Below are 12,586 nucleotides of genomic sequence, written 5' to 3' on the forward strand. Positions count from 1 at the left end.
ACTGGTCCAGGCCTTTCTGGGCGTCGCGGCCCACGTCGTCGTTCTGGTACAGCAGGCCGACCTTCCTGCCCGCAAGCGTGTCCCGGATGTACTTGCCCTGGATCTTGCCCTCGCGGGTGTAGTCGACCTGGAAGCCGAACGTCGTCGGACTCTTCCGCGGGTCGTCCCACATGCGGGCGCCGGACGACACGAGCAGGTCGGGCACGCCCTCGTTGTTGAGGTACTCGACGACCTTCGAGTGCGTCGGCGTCCCCAGCCCGCCGAGGATCGCGAACACCTGGTCCTGCAACACCAGCTGCTTGACCACCTCGACCGTGCGCGTGGGGTTGTAGCCGTCGTCCTCGACGCGGTAGTCGATCGTGCGGCCGTTGATGCCGCCGTGGTCGTTGATGTAGTCGTACATCGCCTTGGCGGCGACGGAGATGCGGCTGTAGCCGGGTGCGGCCGGGCCGGTCAGTGGTTGGTGCGTGCCGATGACCACCGTGTCGTCGGTGACGCCGGGCGCCGCGTCGGCCTTGGCGTCGGCCGCACCGCCGGTCTGCTCACCCGCGCCGGAGCACGAGGCGAGCAGCAGCGCGGCCGCGACCAGCACGGCACTACGAGTTCTTCTCATGCGATTCCTTCTTTCTCACCGCGGCGGCGAGCCGCGTGACCGTGCCGTGGATGCCGCGCGGGAACACGAGGACGACGGCGATGAGCACCACGCCGAACACCGCGAGCGGCAGGTGCTGCGCCACGTCCGTGCTCAGGTCCAGCCCGTGGGTGAGGTCGTTCCCCCACGCCGGCACGTACACCAGCGCCAGCGTGCCCCAGAACGCACCCCACAGGCTGCCGACCCCGCCGAGCACCATGGCCGCCAGCAGGGACAGCGACAGCGCGAGCGTGAACGAGCCGGGTGCGGCGGTGCCGAGCAGGAAGGCCTGCAGCCCACCGGCCAGACCGCCGCACGTGGCGCTCAGCAGGAACGCCAGGATCTTCGCCCGGCCGATGTGGATGCCCGCCAGGGCGGCCGACACCTCGTCGTCGCGGATCGCGCGCAGCATGCGCCCGAACCGACCCCGGGTCACGTTGGCCAGCAGCACCAGCGCGAGCAGCGCCGCGACCCAGACGACCCAGGCCTGCCAGCGGGTCTCCGGGACGGTGCCGGTGAGCCCGGCGGGCAGGCTGTGCACGGTGAACGCGAGGCCGTTGCTGCCGCCCAGCGCGTCGGGGAAGCGTTGCGTCAACGCGGGTAGGCCGACCGCGAGGGCGAGCGTCGCGCCGGCAAGGTACGGGCCGGCGAGGCGGGCCGCCGCCGCGCCGGTCAGCGCGCCGGCCAGGCCGGCGGCGAGCGCGGCGAGCAGCAGGTCGAGCCAGAACGGGAAGGTCGGCGCGTGGATCACCAGGAGCGCCACGGTGTACGCGCCGATGAACATGAACGCGCCGTGCCCCAGCGAGATCTGGCCGTTCGTGCCGGTGAGGAGCGTGAGGCCGGCGACGGCGACGAGGTAGTACCCGACGGTCGCGATCCGCACGTTGGTGAACGGGTCCACGACGAGCGACAGCGTGACGACCGCCGCCAGCGCGAGCAGCGCCAGCAGCAGGTGGCGGGTCAGCAGGCTCACCTACACCCTCCTCGCGAGGCCGCGGCCGAACAACCCGTTGGGCCGCAGGGAGAGCACGAGCACCAGTACCGCGAGCGAGGCCAGCGTGACCAGCTCCGGCCCCAGGTAGCCGGACACGTAGGACAGTCCGATCCCGACGCCGAACCCGGCCACCACCGTGCCGATCGGGTTGTCCAGCCCGCCGACGACCGCGGCGGTGAGCGCGTAGACGAAGACCCCGTCGAGCACGGTCGGGTACAGCAGCGGCGGCACGGCCAGCAGTCCCGCGAGCGCCCCGACCGCGGCGGCGAGCACGGCACCCGCGGTGACCATCAGCCCGACGCGCACCCCGACGAGGCTCGCCGCCTCGGGCGCGAACGCGGCCGCCCGCATCCGCAGCCCCAGCGGGGTCGCCTTGAACAGCACCAGGACCGCGGCCGCGGTCACGAGCACCGCGACGACGGCGAAGACGTTGGCGGCGGAGAACAACCCGCGGAAGTCGAAGGCGTAGCCGAAGGAGCGGGGCTCGCTGGTCCAGATCATGCCCGCGATCGCCTGCGCGACGAGCAGGAGCCCCAGCGTGACGATCACCGAGCCCAGCTCGCCGTGCGCGCGGGCCGGCCGGATCAGCAGCCGGTCGCCCGCCGCGCCGAGGACCGCTCCCCCGACGATCGCGACCGCGAAGCCGAGCCAGTAGTTCCCGGTCGACTGGTTGACGGTGAACGCGAGGTAGGTCGAGAGCAGGGCGAGCGCGGGCTGGGCGAAGTTCACCACCCGCGTCGCCCGGAAGATGATGACGAGCGAGAGCCCGAGCGCGGCGTACACCGCGCCGCTGGCGAGCCCGCCCACGGTCAGGGTGAGGAACTGGTTCATGCCGCCCCCTCGCCTGAGCCTCGACGATTCGCTCCGCAAGCTGCGCTCATGTCGCCCCCAGGTAGACGTCGTGCAGGGCCTCCGCGGTGATCGAGTGGGCCGGCGCGTCCACGACCACGCGGCCCAGCGCCAGCACGTAGGCGTGCTCGGCCACGGACAGGGCGCTGCGGGCGTTCTGCTCGACCAGCAGCACGGTCAGCCCGCGGTCCTCCCGCAAACGCCGCAGCACCCGCATGATCTGGGCGGTCACCAGCGGGGCGAGGCCCAGCGACGGCTCGTCCAGCAGCAGCATGCGGGGCCGGCTCATGAGCGCCCGGCCGATGGCGAGCATCTGCCGCTCACCACCGGACAGCGTGCTCGCCTGCGCGGCCAGCCGGACGGCGAGCGGCGGGAACAGGTCGAGCACCTCACCCAGCGCGGCGGCGCGGTCGGCCTTGTCCCGCCGCCACAACCCGCCGAGCCGCAGGTTCTCCCGGACGGTCAGTTCGGTGATCACGCCGCCGTGCTCCGGCACGTGCACCAGGCCCATCCGGGCGATGCGGTCCGGCGCCACCCCGGCGATGTCGGTGTCGTCGAAGCGGATCGAGCCCGACCGCGGGGTGACGAGCCCGCTGATCGTGCGCAGCAGCGAGGTCTTGCCGGCGCCGTTCGCCCCGAGGACCGCCGTCAGCGTCCCGGCCGGCACCGCCATCGAGACACCGTCGACGGCCCGCACCGCACCGTACGCGGCGACCACGGCAGACAGTTCGAGCACCGCGACCGCCTACGCCGGGACGCCGAGGTAGGCCTCGACGACCCTCGGATCGGACCGGATCTCCTCCGGTGTGCCGGTGGCGATCACCTCGCCGAAGTCCAGGACCACCACCCGGTCGCAGATCCGCATGATCAGGTCCATGTTGTGCTCCACCACGACCACCGCGGCGTGGGCGGCGAAGGTGAGGATGCGGTCGCCGAGCTCCTCGATCTCCGGCGCGGACAGGCCGCTGGCCGGCTCGTCGAGCAGCAGCAGCTCCGGCCGCGCCACCAGCGCCCTCGCCAGCGCGACCCGCTTCCGGCTGCCGTAGGGCAACGAGCTGGGCATCGCCGCGTGGTCCTCGACGATGCCCAGTTCGGTCAGGATGGCCATGGCGCGCTCGCGTAATGCCGCCTCGTCACGCGCCGCCCGGCGCAGGCCCAGCAGCGTCGACAGGGGACCGGACCGGCTGAGCCGCCCGGCGCCGACGAGGACGTTCTCCAACACGGTCAGACCGGCGAAGAGGCCCAGCCCCTGCAAGGTTCTCGCGATGCCGAGGCCGGCGAGGTCGTGCGGCGCGTGGTCGCGCAGCTCCGCACCGCGCCACCGGATCACGCCGTGCGACGGGCGGACGAACCCGCACGCCACGTTGAACAGGGTCGTCTTCCCGGCGCCGTTGGGGCCGATGACGCCGAGCACGGTACCGGCCTCGACGGCCAGGTCGACGTCGTGCAACGCGAGCAGGCCGTCGAAACGCACCGTGACGTTCTCGATGCTGAGCAGTTCCGTCATGAGTGGGGCACGTGTCCGATCGGCTCGTCGTCCGCGATGGGGCACCGACTGTGGCAAGTCGGGCGAAGCCGGCGCATCGGTGAAATCGCCAGTCCGGTGCGCGGTCGCGGCAGGCCGGGACGTCCGGGCCGTACAGTGCGCCCGTGAGCAAGACAGCCGACGAGATCGTGCGGACCGCGGCGCACTGGATAGACCGGGGCATCCGCCTGGACACCCGGACGCTCGCGACCGAGCTGGGCATCTCCCGGAGCACGCTGTTCCGCCGCGTCGGCAACCGCGAGGACCTGATGGGCGACGCCCTGTGGTACCTCGCCGAGCGGACCATGGCCGGCGCGGAACGTGCGTGGGAGAAGGCTTTCGGGGACGCGGTCCGCTCCCCCGACGGCGAGCTGCGCTGCCTGGCGGTGATGCGGCGGTACCGCTCCGACATCGCCGGCAACCAGGGGTTCCGCCGCCTGCTCGACGACGAGCCGGTGGTCACGATCCGCGTGCTCACCAACCCGCACGGGCGGGTGCAGCCGCGGGTCATGACCGCCCACGTCGCACTGCTGCGCCGCGACGTCGAGGACGGCGGGTTCACGCCCGTGGTGAGCCTGGACAGCCTGTCCTACGCGATCGTCCGGCTCGGCGAGGCCTTCCTGTACTCCGACGTGCTCGCCTCCCGCGCGCCCGACCTCGACGCGGCGTCCACATTGCTCGCCGCCCTGGTCGAGGGCCACGTTCCGGCATCGGAGACGACAGCGGGCTTGTGAAACACTTTTCTTCGGTGTTTCATCGGGGAGCGAACTCACCAGTGTTGTTGAGGAGGCCCCATGCCCGCGAGCCGACCCCCCGGCCTGCCCGACTCACTGGTCTACCCGCAGGTCCCGGTGGGCGCAATCCTCCTGGGGTCGGCCCGGCGCTACGGCGACCGCGTCGCGTTCACCCGCCACGGCGAGACGCTGACCTACGCGCAACTCGGTGCGAGCGCCGCGCAGTTCGCCCACGGCCTGCGCGCACGCGGCGTCACGCACGGCGACCGGGTCGCGCTGCGGATGCCGAACTGCCTGGAGTACCCGGTCGCCTACTACGGCACGCTGCTCGCCGGCGCGGTGTTCGTGCCGGTCAACCCGCTGCTGCCGGAGCCGGCCGCCGCGCGGCAGATCGCCGACGCCGGCGCGACGCTGACCGTGACCGCCGCGGAGGTGCCGGGCCTCTGCGCGGGGCAGCCGACGCGGCCACCCGAGGTCGACATCGACATCCACGGCGACCTCGCGCACCTCGCCTACACCGGCGGCACGACCGGCGAGTCGAAGGGCGTGCGGCTGCCGCACCGCAACGTCGTGGTCAACACCCTGCAGTACTCCTGCTGGGCCACCGGTTCCGTGCCCGCGCTGGACGGCGCGGGCGGCCTCGTGCTCGACCAGGTCGGCACCGAGGAGGAGTGGCCCGTCCGCCTCGGCACCGCCGTGGTGATCAACCTGACCCCGTGGTTCCACGCGATGGGCACCATCGCCGGCCTCAACGCCCTGCTGCTCACCGGGACCAGCACCACCCTCCACGACCGGCTCGACCCGGCCGCGTACCTGGCGGACGCCGAGCGGCTGCGGGTCACCTCGCTCGGCGGCGCGCCCGCCCTGTTCGCCGCGCTGCTCAACTGTCCGGACATCGCCACCCGCGACCTCACGTCCGTGCGCGGCATCGGATCCGGCGCGGCGCCGATGCCGCTGGAGATGATCAGACGGCTGTACGAGCTGGCGCCTGACGCGGTGATCAGCGAGGGCTACGGGCTCACCGAGGTCACCATGGGCGCGACCAACGGGCCGACCTACCGGTCCGGGGTGCGCAAGCCCGGCACGGTCGGTGTGCCGGTCTTCGACACCGAGGTGCGGATCGACGGCGCGACCGGCCCCGGGGAGCGCGGTGAGGTGTGCATCCGCGGCCCGCAGGTGATGGTGGGCTACCACAACCGGCCCGACGCGACGGCCCAGGTGCTCGTGGACGGCTGGCTGCACACCGGCGACATCGGCGTGGTCGACGAGGACGGCTACCTGTCCATCGTGGACCGCCTGAAGGACATGCTGCTGTACAAGGGGTACAACGTCTACCCGCGCGAGCTGGAGGAGCTGCTGGCCGCGCAGGAGGGTGTGCTGGCCGCCGCGGTCGTCGGCAAGCCGGACGACTCGGTCGGCGAGCTGCCGGTGGCGTTCGTGGTGCCGGCGAGCGGGTCGGTGTCCCCGGACAGGCTGATGGCCGCGGTGAACGAGCAGGTCGTGGCGTACAAGCGGCTGCGCGGCATCTACCTCGTCGACCAGATCCCGGTGTCCGCCGCCGGCAAGGTGCTCAAGCGCGAGCTGCGGGGCCGGTTGTCGTGACCGGCGTACCCGCGCGGCGGAGCTTGCGGAGCGGACCGACGAGCGCGGTCAGGGGCCGGGACGACGAGCTGGGCCGGCTGCGGGAGCTCCTCGAGGCCGCGTGCGACGGGCGGGGTGCGGGGGTCGTCGTGCTCGGCGAGGCGGGGATGGGCAAGACGGCCCTGCTTGACGCGGTGGTCGCCGGGGCCGGGACGGTGACGACGCTGGCGGCGCGGGGCGTGCCCGCGGAACGTGACCTGCTGTTCGGCGGCCTGCACCGGCTGCTGTCGCCGGTGGCCGCCCGGTTCGAGGAGCTGCCCGAGGCACTGCGGGACGCGGTGCGCGGCTCGGCGGACGGGCTGCCGCTGCGCTGCGGGGTGTACGAGCTGCTGTGCCGGCTCGCGACGACCCGGCCGATCCTGTGCTGGGTGGATGACGCGCAGTGGCTCGACACGCCGTCGTTACAGGTACTGGGTTTCGCCGCGCGACGGCTGGCCGGGCAGCGGGTGCTGCTGGTGCTGGCGGCACGGCCGGAGCTGGTGCGCCCGGCGTGCGACGCGGTCGCCGGCGTCGAACGGCTGTGGCTGCCGCCGCTGCGCGACGACGCGTGCGAGCAGCTGTTGCGCGACCGGATTGACCGGGACGTGCCGGCTGGGCTACGGGCGGCGCTGCGCGACCTCGCCGGCGGCAACCCCCTCGACCTGGTGACACTGGCGGGTTCGCTCACCCTGGACCAGCTGGCCGGCCGGGCGCCGCTGCCCGACGAGCTGCCGGAGGGCACGCGCCGCGCGGACTACCGGGCACGGCTCGCCGCGCTGTCACCGGCCGCGCGGCACGTACTGGTGTGCGCGACCGCCGAGTCCACTGTGGACCTCGACGTGCTGCGGCGGCTCGGTGACGTCGACGAGGTGCTGGCCGCCGGGCTGCTGCGTGCCGAGGGCGCCGCGTTGCCCAGCAAGGTGGTCCGCTCGACCCTGTACGCGCTGGCGTCCCCGGCGCAGCGGCGTGCGGCGCACGCGGCGCTGGCGACCGAGCTGACCGGCGCGGGGCGCACGTGGCACCAGGCGATGGCCGCCCGCTCCCCCGGTGCCGCACTCGGCGACGAGCTGGCCGCCGCCGCGACCTCGGTGGACCAGGCGACCGCGGCGACGCTCCTCGAGCGGGCGGCGGTGCTCGCCGTGGACCCGACGGTGCGGGGAAAGCGGTTGCTCCAGGCCGCGGAACACGCGTGGCGGGCGGGCCGGCCGGGGTGGGCACGGCTGCTGCTGACCCGGGCGCCGGAGTCCGCGGTGGACTCCACCGTGGACTCCGGCCGCCGCGCGTTGCTGCTCGGCGAGGTGGAGCTGCGGGACGGCGACCCGGCGGTCGCCACGCACGAGCTGGCCACGGCCGCGGCCCGGCTCACCGACCCGGAGGCGGCGGCCACGGCACTGCTCCTGTCCGGCGAGGCCCGCCGGCTGTGCGGCGACCTGCCGGGTTTCCTCGCCATGGCCCGCTCGGCGCGCCTCCCGGGGTTCGTCGCGGACCACTTCACCGGGCTGGCGGCGGTGTTCGAGGGCCGGCACGCGGACGCGGCCGAGCCGTTGCGGCGGGTGGTGCGGCGCGGACGGGTGGCCGACGGTGTGGCGGAGGCGGTGTGGGCCGCCGAGGCGGCGTTCGCGCTCGGGCGTGGTGAGCAGGCCTTCGACTGCGCGTCCGCGGCCGTGAGCCGGGCCCGCCTGTCCGGGCGGGCGTGGGAGCTGTCGTGGGCACTCGTGCAGTTCGCGCTCGCGGCCATCGTGCTGGACCGGCACGAGTGCGCGCAGGCGGCCGCCACCGAGGGTCTGGCCGCGGCCGCGGGTCAGCGCAACACGTGGGTGGAACACCTGTCGCTGCTGGGGCTTTCCGCCGCGCTGCGCGGCGACCGGGACACCGCACTGTCCATGGTGGACACCGCGACCCCCGGCATCGCCGAGCGGGCACTGGGCCGCCCGTGCGCGATCGTGTCGTGGGCACACGCCTGCCTCGACCTGGCCGACGACCGGCCCGCCGACGCGCTCGGCCGGCTGGAGGCCATGGCCGCGGGGGTGAGCGGCGCGCAGCCGGCGATCCAGGTGCTCGCCACGCCGCAGCTGGTCGAGGCCGCCGTGCTGGTGGAGCGGCCGGACCGGGCCCACCGCGCGCTGGCGGCGTTCGACCGGTGGATCCACGCCGGCGGCAGCGACGCCTGGCTCGCGCTGTCCCACCGCTGCCACGGCCTGCTCGCGGCCGAGCTGCCCGAGGCCGAACACCGGTTCACCACCGCGATCGCCCTGCACCGCCGGGCCGGCGCCGCGATGGAGCTGGCACGAACGCAGATGGCGTTCGCCCGCCGCCTGCGCCGCCACCGCCGCACGAAGGACGCGCGTGCGCAGTTCCGGGACGCGCTGCGGGTGTTCGAGGCCGCCGGCGCGGACCGCTGCGCGGAGAAGGCACGGGCCGGGCTACGCGCCACGGGCGAGACGGTCACCACCTCGGGCACCACGCTGACCGGGCTCACCCCGCAGCAGGCGGAGATCTCCCGCCTGGTCGCGGTCGGCGAGACCAACAAGGAGATCGCCCGCCGGCTGGTGATCAGCCACCGAACGGTCGATCACCACCTGCGCAACATCTTCACGGCGCTGGGGGTCCGGTCACGGGTGGAACTGGCCCACCGCGTAACGACGATGGCTGGCCCACATGAGCCCGGGTGAGGGTGGTCGCGGTGTGGACGATGCTGGTGATGGCGCTCTCCGGGGCCATGCCGCACAGGTCCGTCAGGCAGAACAACGCCTCCGCGCTGACGACCACCGCCAGGTCGCGTTTGAGCTGTGCCACGCCCGGCTCGTCTCCCAGTGGGGTGAGCGCGGCGTCGATCAGGCCGAACCGCAGCCCCGGCCGCTCCGCCGCCAGCGCCGGCCGGGTGATCGCGGCCGCGATGGAGGTCCGGACCGCGCCCTGGAACTCGGCCACATGACGCAGCAGGTGCTCGGTGACCGCGGCGATCCGTTCGACCGGGTCGGTGGAGTCCGCCACCCGGCGCAGGGCCTCATCGGGGGTGGGCATCAGGCCGTCCATCGCCGCGCGGACGAGGGTGACCAGGTCCGGGAAGTGGCGGTACGCGGTGGCTTCCGACACCAACGCGGCCCTGGCCACCTCCGGCATGGTCACCGCCTCGCCCGCGCGCGTCAGCTCGACCGCGGCCGCCAGGATCGCGTTGTACGTGCGGCGCTTCTGGTTGACGCGTTCGTTCGTGCGTTCGGTCATCGCTGGAGTTCGTGGGCGGCGAACTTGTTGATGGCTTCCAGCGTGAGGTCGGCCTGCTCGATGTGCGGGAGGTGGCCGGCCGCCGGGATCGGGTGGAACCGCCCGTTCGGGAACAGCTCGGCGTAGGCGCGGCCGTAGTCCACCGGTGCGACGCCGTCCTGCTCGCCCCACGCGAGGAGAACCGGCACGGTGACCCGGTGCAGGCGGCGGGCCAGCTTCGGGTCGTGCATGTACGGCTCGCCCGCGTACACCGCCAGGGTCCGCTGGTTGGCCGCCATCGCGGCCTGCTGCTCGGCGCTCATGGCGGCCGGGTCGGGGCGCAGCGCCGGGTTGTGCCAGGCGAGGCGGAGGAACTCGGCCGGGCCGACCACCGCGGCGTCGGCGAGCTGGCCGGGCTCGGCGGGTGCCACGCCGACGGCGTTGAGCAGGACCAGGCCCGCGATGCGGCCGTGGTTGTCCCGCAGGGCCATCTCCGCGGCGATCCAACCGCCGATCGAGCTGCCGACGACCAGCACGCGGCTCAGGTCGCGGGCGTCCAGCAGGTCCACATAGGACGATGCCAGGTCGGCGATGCTGTCGAACCACTCCGGGCGCGGCCGGCCGCCGAAGCCGGGGTGGGTCGGGGTGAGCACGTGCGCGTGCTCGGACAGGCTCCCGGCGAGGCCGGCGACCGTGGCCGGGCCCCCGCCGCCGTGCAGCACCAGGACGGGGGCACCGGAGCCGCGCTCGTCGACGGCGATGGACAGCTCTCCTGGCAGGTCAACGGTGGTCATCGGGTCCCTCTCCGGCGAAGTCGGTGGCGGGGGTGGTCGCGTAGCGGCTCATCACCTCGGTGGTCGCCTCGGCGGACAGCTCCCCACCGCTCGCGAGCATGTCCCGCAGGTCCCGGAAGTACTGCACGTACAGGTCCGGGGTGAAGGTGTTGAGGATGACCACCGGCTCGTCACCCGGGTTGGCGAACGTGTGCGGGACGCCGGGCGGCACCATCACCAGCGTGCCCGGCGGCGCCTCGTAATCGGTCGTGCCCACCGTGAACCGCGCGGTGCCGGACACGACGTAGAACCCCTCGTCGTGCTCGGCGTGGCGGTGCTGGAGCGGACCGCTGCCGCGCGGGGCCAGCGTGATCTCCGCGATGCCCAGGCGGTGCGCGGTCGTGCCGCCGTCCTCGAGGATGCGCAGCCGGGCCGGACCCAGCTCACAGACCTCGCCGTCGTGCGGGCCCACAACCGAAACGTCACTCATGCTCACTCTTTCGTGATAGTTGGCTCTCACGACGAACCTAACCAGCACGAACAGCCTGATGCAAGTGAACTCTCACGAAGAGAGCGCACTCACATCGGGCTGGGAGCAGTAGGGTGTGCCCGGAGAGCGAGCCCGGACGGAGGGCGCCGATGGGCGACACCGACCCGCACATCCACGTCGACCGCAAGGTGATCGAGGCCGGCGCCGACTACCGCGACGTGGTCACCTCACTGCTGGGCGTCGTACCGGACAGGCCGAGCGTCGTCACCGCCGGCTGCGGGCAGCAGGTGTCCTACGCGATGACCTCCACCCGCCCGGAGAGCGTCACGTGCCTGCCCTGCCGGGAACACGCACACCGGGAGTACACCCGCCTCGCCACCCAGTTCGAACACCTCGGCTCGATGCCCGGCTCGACCGTCGTCCCCGCCGGGGAGATGGCCAAGGCCGCGGCACACCTCCAGGACCTGGCGAGGAGGTTCGGCGGCTGACGATCAGGTGTTGCCGTCCTCGGCGCTGATCTCCGCCAGGGCCGAGTCCGGGTCGCGGTCGACGGCGGCGTCGCCGATGGACAGGATGCCGACGGGTTCGCCGTCCCGCACCACCGGGATGCGGCGGACCGCCGCCTCGCGCATCCGGGCGATGGCGGTGTCGACCTCGTCGGTCGGGCTGGCCGTCAGCAGCTGGTCGCTGCACACGTCGGACAGGGAGCACGTCGAGAGGTCGTCGAAGTCGGCCACTCCTCGGGTGACGATGTCGCGGTCGGTGACGATCCCCCGCAGTCGGCCGTCGGCCACCACCAGGACGTCGCCGATGTCCTGTTCGCGCATCACCCGCGCCGCCTGGCGGACCGGCGTGTCCGGCGGCAGCGTCACGGGGTCGGATGTCATCAGGTCTCGCACCAGCTGGGGCATCGTGGGCCTCCTCCTTGTCGTGGCGGCTTGTCGTGACGGCCGGGGATTACCCAGGAAGCACCGGGGTAGTCCGGGGTCGCGTTGATGGGAGGCGGCTATGGCAGACGACGGGCGGCTGGCCGAATCGGCCAGGAAGATCGACGAGGCCAGGGCGGCGGCCGAGGAGGAGAAGCGGTCCCGTCCGTACGGGCCGGATGACGAGGCCCCGCCGCCGCGCGAACCGCGACAGGAAGCGAACGAGGAGGGGTTCTCCCCCACCTGATGACGGAGGAAGCCGTGAGTGGTGACGTGGTTGACCTGATCATGCAGGACCACCGCGAGGTGGAGCGGTTGTTCGACGAGCTGAAGCAGCACCCGGACAAGCGGCCGCTCCTCGTTCCGGTGCTCGCCTCGATCCTGACCGCGCACAGCCGCGCCGAGGAGGCCGAGGTCTACCCGGCGGCGAAGAAGGCCGGCGAGGAGGACGAGGTCGAGCACAGCCAGCACGAGCACGCCGAGGCCGAGGAGCTGCTGGCCAAGCTCGTCGAGACCGACCCCGAGTCCCCCGACTTCGAGCCCGCGCTCGACGAGCTGGTGGAGTCGGTGACGCACCACGTCGAGGAGGAGGAGTCGTCGGTGCTGCCCGGCATGCGGGAGCGGCTGGACGACGCGCGCCGGGAGGAGCTGGGTCGCGCCTTCGCGGCCAGCCGGGCGAAGCACATGGGTGACATGCCCGGCCAGGCCACGCTGGCGGAGCTGCGCCAGCAGGCCGCCAACATGGGTGTCTCCGGCGCCTCCAGCATGAGCAAGGAACAGCTCAGGCGGGAACTGTCCCACTCCTCCTGAGCGTCCTGACTGTCGCCGTGCTGGCGGCCG

General features: G+C 73.3%; 15 protein-coding genes. 6 read left to right on the forward strand and 9 right to left on the reverse strand.

Going from position 1 to position 12,586, the window contains the following annotated elements; translation table 11 throughout:
* From ACJ73U_RS34325 to ACJ73U_RS34345, 5 genes are all read right to left on the reverse strand, one after another.
* The coding region (locus ACJ73U_RS34325) for an ABC transporter substrate-binding protein (protein WP_407781912.1) at positions 1-613 on the reverse strand (613 nt) is incomplete at its 3' end.
* Positions 597-1,604, reverse strand: a complete 1,008-nt coding sequence (locus tag ACJ73U_RS34330) for a branched-chain amino acid ABC transporter permease (protein WP_407781913.1) — start codon at positions 1,602-1,604, stop codon at positions 597-599. The genes ACJ73U_RS34325 and ACJ73U_RS34330, both read right to left, overlap by 17 nt.
* On the reverse strand, positions 1,605-2,456 hold the full coding sequence (locus ACJ73U_RS34335; protein ID WP_407781914.1) for a branched-chain amino acid ABC transporter permease: 852 nt from the start codon (positions 2,454-2,456) through the stop codon (positions 1,605-1,607).
* Positions 2,457-2,502: 46 nt separating this feature from the next.
* Positions 2,503-3,210, reverse strand: coding sequence for an ABC transporter ATP-binding protein (locus tag ACJ73U_RS34340; RefSeq protein WP_407781915.1), 708 nt, complete (start codon positions 3,208-3,210; stop codon positions 2,503-2,505).
* A 9-nt stretch (positions 3,211-3,219) separates the two neighbouring features.
* Positions 3,220-3,981, reverse strand: a complete 762-nt coding sequence (locus ACJ73U_RS34345; RefSeq protein WP_407781916.1) for an ABC transporter ATP-binding protein — start codon at positions 3,979-3,981, stop codon at positions 3,220-3,222.
* A 143-nt stretch (positions 3,982-4,124) separates the two neighbouring features.
* On the opposite strand from ACJ73U_RS34345, the gene ACJ73U_RS34350 reads away from it, so the two are divergent.
* Genes ACJ73U_RS34350 through ACJ73U_RS34360 form a run of 3 tightly spaced genes read left to right on the forward strand, consistent with a single transcriptional unit; the run spans position 4,125 to position 9,025 of the window.
* Positions 4,125-4,733, forward strand: coding sequence for a QsdR family transcriptional regulator (locus tag ACJ73U_RS34350; protein ID WP_407781917.1), 609 nt, complete (start codon positions 4,125-4,127; stop codon positions 4,731-4,733).
* Positions 4,734-4,793: 60 nt separating this feature from the next.
* Positions 4,794-6,335 carry a class I adenylate-forming enzyme family protein gene (locus ACJ73U_RS34355; protein WP_407781918.1) on the forward strand — a complete coding sequence of 514 codons (1,542 nt, stop codon included), beginning with the start codon at positions 4,794-4,796 and terminating at the stop codon, positions 6,333-6,335.
* A complete protein-coding gene (locus ACJ73U_RS34360) occupies positions 6,332-9,025 on the forward strand; it encodes an ATP-binding protein (protein WP_407781919.1) in 2,694 nt (897 codons plus the stop codon). Before ACJ73U_RS34355 ends, ACJ73U_RS34360 begins: the two co-directional genes overlap by 4 nt.
* Here ACJ73U_RS34360 and ACJ73U_RS34365 read toward each other — a convergent pair.
* Genes ACJ73U_RS34365 through ACJ73U_RS34375 form a run of 3 tightly spaced genes read right to left on the reverse strand, consistent with a single transcriptional unit; the run spans position 8,946 to position 10,820 of the window.
* Positions 8,946-9,578 carry a TetR/AcrR family transcriptional regulator gene (locus ACJ73U_RS34365; protein ID WP_407781920.1) on the reverse strand — a complete coding sequence of 211 codons (633 nt, stop codon included), beginning with the start codon at positions 9,576-9,578 and terminating at the stop codon, positions 8,946-8,948. The genes ACJ73U_RS34360 and ACJ73U_RS34365 overlap by 80 nt on opposite strands.
* The gene (locus ACJ73U_RS34370; protein ID WP_407781921.1) at positions 9,575-10,351 is read right to left on the reverse strand and encodes an alpha/beta fold hydrolase; all 777 of its coding nucleotides are present in this window, start codon (positions 10,349-10,351) and stop codon (positions 9,575-9,577) included. The genes ACJ73U_RS34365 and ACJ73U_RS34370 overlap by 4 nt, the downstream gene beginning before the upstream one ends.
* A complete protein-coding gene (locus ACJ73U_RS34375) occupies positions 10,338-10,820 on the reverse strand; it encodes a cupin domain-containing protein (protein WP_407781922.1) in 483 nt (160 codons plus the stop codon). The genes ACJ73U_RS34370 and ACJ73U_RS34375 overlap by 14 nt, the downstream gene beginning before the upstream one ends.
* Before the next feature lie 149 nt (positions 10,821-10,969).
* On the opposite strand from ACJ73U_RS34375, the gene ACJ73U_RS34380 reads away from it, so the two are divergent.
* Positions 10,970-11,308 (forward strand): hypothetical protein, encoded by a 339-nt coding sequence (locus tag ACJ73U_RS34380; RefSeq protein WP_407781923.1) that lies wholly within the window; start codon positions 10,970-10,972, stop codon positions 11,306-11,308.
* Positions 11,309-11,311: 3 nt separating this feature from the next.
* Here ACJ73U_RS34380 and ACJ73U_RS34385 read toward each other — a convergent pair whose 3' ends face one another.
* A complete protein-coding gene (locus ACJ73U_RS34385) occupies positions 11,312-11,731 on the reverse strand; it encodes a CBS domain-containing protein (RefSeq protein WP_407781924.1) in 420 nt (139 codons plus the stop codon).
* 97 nt (positions 11,732-11,828) lie between these two features.
* On the opposite strand from ACJ73U_RS34385, the gene ACJ73U_RS34390 reads away from it, so the two are divergent.
* The gene (locus tag ACJ73U_RS34390; protein WP_407781925.1) at positions 11,829-11,993 is read left to right on the forward strand and encodes a hypothetical protein; all 165 of its coding nucleotides are present in this window, start codon (positions 11,829-11,831) and stop codon (positions 11,991-11,993) included.
* 14 nt (positions 11,994-12,007) lie between these two features.
* Positions 12,008-12,556 (forward strand): hemerythrin domain-containing protein, encoded by a 549-nt coding sequence (locus ACJ73U_RS34395; protein ID WP_407781926.1) that lies wholly within the window; start codon positions 12,008-12,010, stop codon positions 12,554-12,556.
* Positions 12,557-12,586: the final 30 nt, after the last annotated feature.

This window comes from Actinophytocola sp. (genome assembly GCF_045807065.1).
Lineage (GTDB): Bacteria > Actinomycetota > Actinomycetes > Mycobacteriales > Pseudonocardiaceae > Actinophytocola.

Coding starts and splice junctions, on each gene's coding strand:
- ACJ73U_RS34355 (WP_407781918.1), top strand. CDS start 4,794: ATGCCCGCGAGCCGACCCCCCGGCCTGCCCGACTCACTGGTCTACCCG.
- ACJ73U_RS34375 (WP_407781922.1), bottom strand. CDS start 10,820: ATGAGTGACGTTTCGGTTGTGGGCCCGCACGACGGCGAGGTCTGTGAG.
- ACJ73U_RS34385 (WP_407781924.1), bottom strand. CDS start 11,731: ATGCCCCAGCTGGTGCGAGACCTGATGACATCCGACCCCGTGACGCTG.
- ACJ73U_RS34380 (WP_407781923.1), top strand. CDS start 10,970: ATGGGCGACACCGACCCGCACATCCACGTCGACCGCAAGGTGATCGAG.
- ACJ73U_RS34365 (WP_407781920.1), bottom strand. CDS start 9,578: ATGACCGAACGCACGAACGAACGCGTCAACCAGAAGCGCCGCACGTAC.
- ACJ73U_RS34370 (WP_407781921.1), bottom strand. CDS start 10,351: ATGACCACCGTTGACCTGCCAGGAGAGCTGTCCATCGCCGTCGACGAG.
- ACJ73U_RS34390 (WP_407781925.1), top strand. CDS start 11,829: ATGGCAGACGACGGGCGGCTGGCCGAATCGGCCAGGAAGATCGACGAG.
- ACJ73U_RS34345 (WP_407781916.1), bottom strand. CDS start 3,981: ATGACGGAACTGCTCAGCATCGAGAACGTCACGGTGCGTTTCGACGGC.
- ACJ73U_RS34335 (WP_407781914.1), bottom strand. CDS start 2,456: ATGAACCAGTTCCTCACCCTGACCGTGGGCGGGCTCGCCAGCGGCGCG.